The 9,368-nt window shown below is 66.6% G+C and carries 8 protein-coding genes and 2 pseudogenes; 5 read left to right on the forward strand and 5 right to left on the reverse strand.

All coding sequences use genetic code 11. The features are described from left to right. Together JWP83_RS04265 and JWP83_RS04270 are read right to left on the reverse strand one after the other, a co-directional pair. A partial coding sequence (locus tag JWP83_RS04265) for an FAD-binding protein (protein WP_297726255.1) occupies positions 1 to 1,067 on the reverse strand: 1,067 nt, incomplete at its 3' end. Beyond that, positions 1,064 to 1,891, reverse strand: coding sequence for a uracil-DNA glycosylase (locus JWP83_RS04270; protein WP_297726258.1), 828 nt, complete (start codon positions 1,889 to 1,891; stop codon positions 1,064 to 1,066). The genes JWP83_RS04270 and JWP83_RS04265, both read right to left, overlap by 4 nt. A 60-nt stretch (positions 1,892 to 1,951) precedes the next feature. On the opposite strand from JWP83_RS04270, the gene JWP83_RS04275 reads away from it, so the two are divergent. Further along, on the forward strand, positions 1,952 to 3,196 hold the full coding sequence (locus JWP83_RS04275; protein WP_297726261.1) for an MFS transporter: 1,245 nt from the start codon (positions 1,952 to 1,954) through the stop codon (positions 3,194 to 3,196). A 10-nt stretch (positions 3,197 to 3,206) separates the two neighbouring features. Further along, positions 3,207 to 4,574 carry an FAD-linked oxidase C-terminal domain-containing protein gene (locus JWP83_RS04280; protein WP_297726264.1) on the forward strand — a complete coding sequence of 456 codons (1,368 nt, stop codon included), beginning with the start codon at positions 3,207 to 3,209 and terminating at the stop codon, positions 4,572 to 4,574. 86 nt (positions 4,575 to 4,660) lie between these two features. Here the strand turns inward: JWP83_RS04280 and JWP83_RS04285 are convergent, their stop codons facing one another. Together JWP83_RS04285 and JWP83_RS04290 are read right to left on the reverse strand one after the other, a co-directional pair. Beyond that, positions 4,661 to 5,482 carry a class I SAM-dependent methyltransferase gene (locus JWP83_RS04285; protein ID WP_297726267.1) on the reverse strand — a complete coding sequence of 274 codons (822 nt, stop codon included), beginning with the start codon at positions 5,480 to 5,482 and terminating at the stop codon, positions 4,661 to 4,663. Beyond that, positions 5,479 to 5,949, reverse strand: coding sequence for a MarR family transcriptional regulator (locus tag JWP83_RS04290; RefSeq protein ID WP_297726271.1), 471 nt, complete (start codon positions 5,947 to 5,949; stop codon positions 5,479 to 5,481). Before JWP83_RS04290 ends, JWP83_RS04285 begins: the two co-directional genes overlap by 4 nt. 194 nt (positions 5,950 to 6,143) lie before the next feature. Here JWP83_RS04290 and JWP83_RS04295 point away from each other — a divergent pair. Further along, a pseudogene (locus JWP83_RS04295) lies at positions 6,144 to 7,114 on the forward strand (IS3 family transposase); the annotation flags it as partial. A gap of 7 nt (positions 7,115 to 7,121) precedes the next feature. Here the strand turns inward: JWP83_RS04295 and JWP83_RS04300 are convergent. Beyond that, positions 7,122 to 8,522, reverse strand: coding sequence for an IS30 family transposase (locus JWP83_RS04300; protein WP_297726273.1), 1,401 nt, complete (start codon positions 8,520 to 8,522; stop codon positions 7,122 to 7,124). Between the two features lie 46 nt (positions 8,523 to 8,568). Here JWP83_RS04300 and JWP83_RS04305 point away from each other — a divergent pair. After that, positions 8,569 to 8,862: pseudogene (locus JWP83_RS04305) on the forward strand (integrase core domain-containing protein); the annotation flags it as partial. A 118-nt stretch (positions 8,863 to 8,980) separates the two neighbouring features. Beyond that, a complete protein-coding gene (locus tag JWP83_RS31150) occupies positions 8,981 to 9,283 on the forward strand; it encodes an EsaB/YukD family protein (RefSeq protein WP_367185577.1) in 303 nt (100 codons plus the stop codon). Positions 9,284 to 9,368: the final 85 nt, after the last annotated feature.

Raw genomic sequence — 9,368 nt, forward strand, 5'->3', positions numbered from 1 at the left:
GGGATCGGCGCACCGCCCGGGATGTTGTCGACCACCAGCCATTGGTTGCGCTTGACGTAGTCGTGGAACTCTTTGTGGTAGTTCGCAAAGCCGAGTTCGTAGTCGTCGCTCGCCAGGGCGAGCTCGCCGGCCAGGATGTAGGCGCCCAGCAGCGCGACGCTGGTGCCCTGGCCAGACAGCGGAGAACAGCAATACCCGGCGTCGCCGACCAGCGCCACCCTGCCCTTCGACCAGCGATCCATCTTGATCTGCGACATCTCGTCGAAGTAGAAGTCGGGCGCGCTCCGCATGTACTGCAGCAGTTGCGGCCGGACCCAGCCGTCGTCGGCCATCCGCCGTTCCAGCTCGGCGAACTGGGCCTCGGTGTCGCGGTAGTCGATCCGCAGGTCGGCCTCCATGAAACCCACCATGGCGCGGGCCTCGGTGTTGTTGCGGGCGCTGTAGACGCCCACCATTGTGTTGTCGCCGTAATGCCAGGTCTGCCAGTAGTCGAGGTCCAGGAAGTTGGGCACGGTGAAGATTGCCGCATAGGTGCCCAGGGGGTCGATGAATAGCTCCTCCGGGCCGAAGACCAGCCGGCGCACGTTGGAGTGCAAACCGTCGGCGCCGATCACCAGGTCGAAGCTGCGCGCGGCGGCGCGCTCGAAGGTCACCTTGACCGAGGTGCCGTCGTCCTCCAACGCGGCGATGCTGTCGTCGAAGATATATTCAGTGTCCAGTTGGGTTGCCTCGTAAAGCAATTCGACGAGGTCGTCACGCAGCAACTCGATGTCGGGGTTGGCGATGAGCCCACCGGTGGGCGTCGATTCGGTGTCGTCGGAGAGCTCGTTGCCGTCGCGGTCCACCACGGATGCGCCCCGGATCCGTGTTCTGCGATGGTCGGCGGCGGCCCGCAGCGTCATGCGTTCGAGCACCGTGAGCGCCGGACCCCGCACGTCGATGGCCTGACCGCCCGGCCGCAGGCCCGGGTAGCGCTCCACCATGGTGACCGAATAGCCCTGGCGGGCAAGCCAATACGCCGCCGTCGTGCCGGCCACGCTGGCACCCGAAACCAGAATATCGGTCACTTGAATCCTGCCAACCTCTTTGCCTTGCTGAAGATGTCGTCGAGCATCACGGGAGTCAACCTACCGGTGAACATATTTTGCTGGCTGGGGTGGTAGCAGCCGAGCAAACGCACTCCTGATCCCAGCTCCGCGACGACGCCGTGACCGAACCGCGGCTTGGGCGCTCCGGACACGCCCGGCAGCCGCAACGCGATCTGCCAGGCGAAGCCGCCCAGTGCCACGATGACCCGTACATGCTCGGACACCAGCCGCCATTCGGCGGCCAGCCAGGGCCAGCAGGTGTCCCGCTCCGCCGGGGTCGGGGCGTTGGCGGGGGGCGCGCAGCGGACCGGCGCGGCGATCCGAATCCCGTTGGGCTGCAACCCGTCCGCGGCATCGACGCTGGCCGGTTGGTTGACCAGCCCCGCGCGGAACAGCGCCGCGTACAACTGGTCGCCGGAGCGGTCGCCGGTGAACATCCGCCCGGTCCGGTTGGCGCCGTGCGCGGCGGGGGCCAGCCCGACGATCAGCAGCCGCGGCCGCTCGGACCCGAAGCCCGGCACCGGCCGCCCCCAGTACGGCTGGTCGGCGAAGGCCCGGCGTTTGGCAACGGCGACGTCCTCGCGCCAGGTGACCAGCCGCGGGCAGGCCCGGCACACGCTGATCGCGGCGTCCAGTTCGGGTATCGACCCGGCCTGGGCCGCCAGAGCGGCGACCTGGGTCGGGTCGGCGGCCACCGGCGTCTGCGGCGTGGCCGGATCGCGCGGCCATCCGCTACCGGGAGCGACCGGAGATCCGAACGCCTGGCCGGTATTTGGGTGGGCGAGCACATCAACATCCTGCATCAGTCGCAAAATTCGGTCGCCGTAAATACGGCGTTGGCATAAATTCAGCGGCGATATCCCATGAAAAGCAGCGGCCCAGCGTTTCTGATCCTGTTCGCCACGCTGATGGCGACGGCGGGTACCGGCATCTCGATCGTCGCGTTCCCGTGGCTGGCGTTGCAGCACCACAACAGCGCGCAGGACGCGTCGGCCGTGGCCCTGGCCATGACGCTACCGCTGGTGGTCTCCACGCTGGTCGCCGGCGCCGCGGTCGACTTTTTCGGGCGCCGCCGGGTGTCGCTGGTCTCCGATTCGCTGTCCGGCACGGCGGTGGCCGCCGTCCCGCTGATCGCCTGGTTCTTCGGTGCGGACGCGCTCAACCTGGCGGTGCTGGCCGTGTTGGCCTTCTTCGCGGCCGCTTTCGACCCGGCGGGGACGACGGCGCGGCAGTCGATGCTGCCGGAGGCTGCCGCCCGCGCCGGCTGGTCGCTGGACCGCACCAACAGCGTCTACGAGGCGATTCAGAACCTCGGGTTCATCGTGGGCCCGGGCATAGGCGGATTGATGATCGCCGCGGTCGGCGGCATCAACACGATGTGGATCACGGCTGGGTTGTTCGGGTTGTCCATCCTGGCAATCGGGGCGTTGCGGCTCGAGGGCACCGGCAAGCCCGAGCGCACGACCCTGCGCGACGGGTTGATGTCCGGCGTCGCCGAGGGATTGCGATTCGTCTGGAACCTGCGGGTGCTGCGCACGCTCGGGCTGATCGACCTGGTCGTCACCGCGCTGTACCTGCCGATGGAAAGCGTGCTGTTTCCCAAATACTTCAGCGACCGTCACCAGCCCGCGCAGCTGGGCTGGACATTGATGGCGCTCGGGGCCGGCGGCGTGGCGGGCGCCCTCGGCTACGCAGTGCTGTCGAAACACACGCGACGGCGCACGGCCGTGCTGACGGCGATGCTCACCTTCGGTGCGGCGACCGTCGGCATCGCGTTCCTGCCGCCGTTGCCGGTGATCTTGGTGCTGTGCGCGGTGACGGGCGTGGTCTACGGGCCGATCCAGCCGATCTACAACTACGTGATGCAGACCCGGGCCCCGCACCGGCTGCGCGGCCGGGTGGTCGGGGTGATGACCGGGCTGACCTACGCCGCGGGCCCGTTGGGCCTGCTGGTGGCCGGTCCGCTGACCGACGCGGCCGGGCTGAAGGTCACGTTCCTGGTGTTGGCGGTGCCGATCCTGTTGCTCGGCCTGGTCGCGTGCGGCCTGCCGTCGCTGCGCGAACTGGACCGCGCTTTGCCCGAGTTTGCTGGCGAAACCGGGGCATAGGATCGGGGCCGTGCACGCTGATGTCCTGGCCGAGTTGATCGCCGGCCTGCCCGACGGGATGGTCGTCACCGACCCGACCATCACCGAGGGCTATCGCCAGGATCGCGCCTTCGACCCGTCGGCGGGCAAGCCACTGGCCGTGGTCCGGCCGCGGCGCACCGAAGAGGTGCAGACCGTGCTGCGCTGGGCCTCCGCCCATCGGGTGCCGGTGGTGACCCGGGGAGCCGGCAGCGGCCTGTCCGGCGGGGCGACCGCGCTGGACGACGGCATCGTGCTGTCGACCGAGAAGATGCGCGACATCAACGTCGACCCCGTGACGCGCACCGCGGTATGCCAGCCGGGTCTGTTCAACGCGGAGGTGAAGAAGGCCGTCGCCTCGTACGGGCTGTGGTATCCGCCCGACCCGTCGTCGTTCGAGATCTGCAGCATCGGGGGCAACATCGCCACCAACGCCGGCGGGTTGTGCTGCGTGAAGTACGGCGTCACCACCGACTACGTGCTGGGCATGCAGGTGGTGCTGGCCAACGGCACCGCGGTGCGGCTGGGCGGCCCGCGGCTGAAGGACGTCGCGGGGCTTTCGCTGACCAAGCTGTTCGTCGGCAGCGAGGGCACGTTGGGCGTCATCACCGAGGTGACGCTGCGGCTGCTGCCCGCGCAAAATGTTTCCAGTGTCGTGGTGGCCACCTTCGCCTCGGTGGAGTCGGCGGTCGATGCGGTGCTCGGGGTCGCGGCACGACTTCGGCCCTCGATGCTGGAGTTCATGGATTCGGTGGCGATCAACGCCGTCGAGGACACCCTGCGCATGGACCTGGACCGCGGGGCGGCCGCCATGCTGGTGGCCGGTTCCGATGAAAGGGGACGCGCGGGATCCGATGACGCCGCGGTGATCGCCGCGGTGTTCGCGGAAAACGGTGCGACAGAGGTGTTTTCGACCGACGATCCCGACGAGGGCGAGGCGTTCGTGGCCGCCCGCCGGTTCTGCATCCCGGCGGTGGAGGCCAAGGGATCGTTGTTACTGGAGGACGTCGGGGTGCCGCTGCCGGCGCTGGGCGAGCTGGTCACCGGGATCGAGCGCATTGCCTTGGAACGCGATCTGATGATCTCGGTGATCGCGCATGCCGGCGACGGCAATACCCACCCGCTGATCGTCTACGACCCCGCCGACGCCGCGATGACCGAGCGCGCGCACCTCGCATTCGGCGACATCATGGACCTGGCTGTCGGCCTGGGCGGCACGATCACCGGTGAGCACGGCGTCGGCCGATTGAAGCGGCCGTGGCTGGACGGCTACCTCGGCCCCGAGGTGATGGAGCTGACCCAGCGCATCAAGCGGGCGTTGGACCCGCTCGGGATCCTGAACCCGGGCGCGGCGATCTAGTCTTGCGCCGAGTGTGAATCTGGCGACGCGTTCGCGTGTCGCGTCGTCAATTTCACACTCCGCGATTGGGGCCACGGCGCACGGGCTCAGAGCGCGAAGCGGTTGAGCACGTCGTAATTCCGCATCGGCGTGGCGTTGACCAGCCGCCACAGCAGCCGCACCGGCGCCGAGGGTATGCGTTGGTAGAGCGCCCCCGCCGGGGACTGCTCGAGGAAGCGCAGCCGCGGGTTCCATTGCTCGATTTCGCGGGCATCGCGGATGCCCCACTTGGTGATGCCCTTGGTGAACACCTTGGACAGCCGCGGCCCCATCGGCGCCACGGTGTCGAAGACGAGCTCGCCACCGCCGAACCGATCGGTGACGCGCTGCAGCAGCGCACGCACCTCGGGCTCGGTGAGGTACATGACCAGTCCTTCGGCGACCATCAGCGTCGGGCGATCGGTGGGTATCTCGTCGAGCCACGCCTCGTCGGTCACCGACGAGCCGAGCATCCGGTAGCCGTCGCGGTCGTCGTACAGCTTGCGCCGCAAGGCAATGACGTCCGGTTGATCGACGTCGAACCACCGCACGGTTTCCGGTGGACGGAGCCGGAACGCCCTGGTGTCCATGCCGCACCCGAGGTGTAGCACGACGGCGTCCGGGTGGCGGCGCAGGAAGTCGACGCTCCAGTCGTCGAGCTGTTTGGCGCGCATGGTGACCATGTACTGGTTGAACGCGGGGCGCATGGCGCGACGCATGCGAGCCCAGTCGTATTCGATGCGGTCCACCGCCTCGGCGGCCGCCTTGTCGTCGAGAATCGGTGCCGGCGAACGGCTTTCGTACGCCCTCAGGTACAGCGTGCACAGGTTGGTCCATTCCACCGACCCCCACGGCACGTCGCTGAAGTCGACTTTGTCCGCCCGAGTCACGGCTGCCTCCTTGTCGCCCGGTATTCGGTCCACATCCGCATGAGCTGGTCGCGATAGTCCCGGGTGCAGAATTCGCAGAAGTCGCGGAAGTCCTCGACACGCTCCCGCTGTTCGGAGCGTTCCTCACCCGACACGGACAGAGCGAACTCGGCGGGCTCGATGCCCAGACGCATCAGCGACAGCTGCGTTTCCAGGACGCTGGTGAATCCGCCCGGTGTGACCCGGTAGAGGTGCTGGCGGTTCGGGCTCGGCAACCGCTCGACCATGCCGCCCTCCAGCAGCTGGCGGGCGACGGTACTGATCGAGGCCTTGCTCACCGAGAGCGCGTCGGCCAGCTGGGTCAACGACTGCGGCGGCGGATCACAGATCAGCAGCCACCCGTATGCCCGGCCCATGGTGCGGGTGGCGCCGAGGAGCTCGAAGAACAGCCCTATGCGGTCGACGAACTCGGCCTCTTCCGGCGACATCAGCTTTCCTCTTGTTTATTCAGTACGAACTTGTCGATTCTCAAAATGCGTGTCATTTTCCGGCCGGCTGACCTGGGGTGATGGTGCACGTCTCACGCCGTGTCATCTGCAATCTGTCTCAGATGCATGTCATTTTCCGCGCGTGAACCGCCCCGGGATGTCCGGAGACTCCACTTCTTGGGAAGGTTGGAGTCATGTCAGGTGGTTCGTCGAGGAGGTATCCGCAGGAGCTGCGTGAACGGGCGGTTCGGATGGTCGCCGAGATCAGCGGTCAGCATGATTCGGAGTGGGCGGCGATTAGTGAGGTCGCCCGCCTACTCGGTGTGGGCGCGGCCGAGACGGTGCGCAAGTGGGTGCGCCAGGGCCAGGTCGATGTCGGCGCACGGCCAGGGATCACGACTGAAGAGTCCGCCGAGCTGAAGCGATTGCAGCGAGAGAACGCTGAATTACTAAGGGCTAACGCGATTTTGAAGACGGCGTCGGCTTTTTTCGCGGCCGAGCTCGACCGGCCAGCACACTAATCACCCGGTTCGTCGCCGATCATCAGGGCCATCGCGACGGTCCTGATGGTCTGCGCTGGGGTGTCGAGTCGATCTAATGCACACAACTGACCGAGCTGGGCGTGCCGATCGCCCCATCGACCTACTACGACCAGGTCAACCGTGAACCCAGCCGCCGCCAGCTGCGCGACGAGGAGCTTAAGCCGCACATCCAACGCATCCACGCGGCCAACTACGGGGTCTATGGCGCCCGCAAGGTGTGGCTCGCGCTCAACCGTGAGGGCATCCCAGTAGCACGGTGCACTGTCGAGCGGCTGATGATCCAACTCGGCCTGACTGGAGCGGTTCGCGGCAAGACCAAACGCACCACCATCGCCGACCCGGCAGCAGCTCGCCCTGCTGACCTGGTGAGCCGCCAGTTTGGACCGCCCGCGCCCAATCGGCTGTGGGTCGCCGACCTGACTTACGTGTCCACCTGGTCGGGGTTTGCCTACGTGGCCTTCGTCATCGACGCCTACGCACGGCGGATCCTGAGCTGGCGGGTCGCCTCAACGATGGCGACCTCAATAGTGCTCGACGCGATCGAGCACGCCATCTGGACCCGTCAACAAGACGGCATCTTCGATTTGAAAGATGTTATCCACCATACTGATAGAGGATCTCAATGCGGATTCAATCGGTGGTCGCAACACCGGCCTGGTGAAGCGAGTGTAGGTGTTCGGTGAAGGCCTCCGCAGGGGTGCGCCACCCGAGGGTTTTGCGTGGTCGGGTGTTGAGCGTGTGGGCGATCGCGGCGATGTCGTCTGCGTTCCAACGGGACAGGTCGGTGCCCTTCGGAAAATATTGGCGCAACAGGCCATTGGTGTTTTCGTTGGTACCGCGCTGCCAGGGACTCTTGGGATCGGCGAAGTACACCTTGACACCGGAGGCAATCGAGAACTGGGCGTGAGCTGACAACTCCTTGCCCCGGTCCCAGGTCACCGACCGCCGTAACTCCGCGGGCAGTGTGGTGATGGTTTGGGCCAGGGCAGTGGCCATCGTGAGGGCACCGTAGCCGGCCAGAGCTGGCCCGTTCTTGGTCCGCGGAATCACCCCATAGCCGTCCTCGCGCGGGAGATGTATCAGCATCGTGAACCGGCTGCTGCGCTCCACCAGGGTGCCGATCGCGCTGCGCTGCAACCCAATCAGAAGATCGCCCTCCCAATGACCCGGCACGGCGCGATCGGCGGCCTCCGGCGGACGTTGGCTGATCAACGTCTCTGGGGTGACATGGGCCCACGCCTGTTGCCGGGTCCGCGCCCGCGGCACCCGCAACGCCCGGCCGCGACGCAGGCAGCTGGCCAGATCCCGCTTGAGCGCGCCGCGGGTTTCGACATACAGCGCCTGGTAGATGGCCTCGTGGCTGATCCGCATGGTCTCATCATCGGGGAAATCCACGGGCAACCGGCGAGCGATCTGTTCGGGACTCCACGCCGTCACCCAGGCCCGATCACCACGGTGGGGCTTGTTGCGGCCCTTCCACGGCATGCCGGCAGGACCGACCACGACCTGGCCGTCAGCACCGCGAACGATCCCCGACAGCTTGTCCTGGACGTAGCAGCGCAGCCGGTCGTTGGTGACCAGCTTGGCCGTCTTCGGGCGGCGGGCTCGTCGTTCGGCATGCCACTGAGCGGTCGAGGCCTTGTAGTCGAGTCGATAGGTGCGTGTGGAGGCGTTGCGGCGCAGCTCACGCGGGATCGTCGACGGCGCCCTGCCCAGTCTCCTGGCAATCTCGCGGACTCCCGCGCCCTGGGCACGCCACAACGCAACGTTTTCACGCTCATCCGAGGACAGGTAGCGACCCGAAACAGTCTCTGGCAATTGTGGATTCACGCCGCCAGCATGGCGGAACCACCGAAACCCGACCGGCGACGACACGCCGGCTTCGGCCGCAGCGCCCTCGGTCATCGCCCCCGCAGCAATGGCCGCCCAGAACCTGACCCTGTCCTGGCGCCAGGCCACCGTCGGCCGCCCCGGCGACGGAATCTGCCCCCGATAGCCACGAACCTCCAACTGCCGCTTCCCATACGCCATCACACACCTCCGAAGAATCGAGGTGTTGCGTCGACCAGTTGAATCCGCCCAGTACACCTCGATCCGGTTCACTGAACGGCTCGCCGAAGCCGGCATCCAGCCATCGGTCGGCGCGGCCGGCAGCTCCTACGACTGGGCCGAGACGATCAATGGGTTGTACAAGACCGAGTTGATCAAGCCCCGCAAGCCCTGGCGCACCATCGAGGAAGTCGAACTGGCCACCGCCGAATGGGTCGACTGGTTCAACCACCGCCGCCTCTACGAATACTGCGGCGACGTCCCACCTGTCGATCTAGAGGCTGCCTATTACGCTCAACATCGGAGACCAGCCGCCGGCTGAGTCCCTACATCAGAAAGTCTCCGGACATCCCGGGGCGGTTCACAGAGCGTCACGAGATGACACTCATTTTGAGAATCGCAGTCATCATCCCCCCAGTCATCAGTTGGTCGGTCGACTGTTGATCGACGTCGGTGTGCCCTCACGCGTCATTATCTCGGCGGTGGCCAACGATGTCATCGAGCTGGCCAACGACCAACTGCCGGCGCGGACAGGACTCGAGACCGCCTTCGATAATGCTGAAGGCAGGTGGACGCTCGCGCGCCTCACGGGCGCCGTCATCGACCCTGACCGTTCGTTGGCGGAAGTCGGCAGGCGGATTGACGAGGTTTCGTCTTGTTCTCGCAGTTCTCAGCGGGCTTGTGCACCAGCCGTATCGGCCCGTGATGCCCGGGTCCGTCACCATTGGTCGGCAAGGATGTGAGGCGGCAAACCAGCCGGCGATATCGCGTTCTGTTCGAACATCGCCGCCGGGCCCTGAACAGGTACATGCGAATTGCCCGGGGGTC

The sequence above is a fragment of the Mycobacterium sp. genome (assembly GCF_025965855.1).
Taxonomy (GTDB): Bacteria; Actinomycetota; Actinomycetes; order Mycobacteriales; family Mycobacteriaceae; genus Mycobacterium.

Excerpts from the sequence above, each read along its gene's own strand:
- JWP83_RS04290 (WP_297726271.1), bottom strand. The coding sequence starts at position 5,949 with ATGTCGCCGGAAGAGGCCGAGTTCGTCGACCGCATAGGGCTGTTCTTC.
- JWP83_RS04300 (WP_297726273.1), bottom strand. The coding sequence starts at position 8,522 with ATGGCGTATGGGAAGCGGCAGTTGGAGGTTCGTGGCTATCGGGGGCAG.
- JWP83_RS04270 (WP_297726258.1), bottom strand. The coding sequence starts at position 1,891 with ATGCAGGATGTTGATGTGCTCGCCCACCCAAATACCGGCCAGGCGTTC.
- JWP83_RS04275 (WP_297726261.1), top strand. The coding sequence starts at position 1,952 with ATGAAAAGCAGCGGCCCAGCGTTTCTGATCCTGTTCGCCACGCTGATG.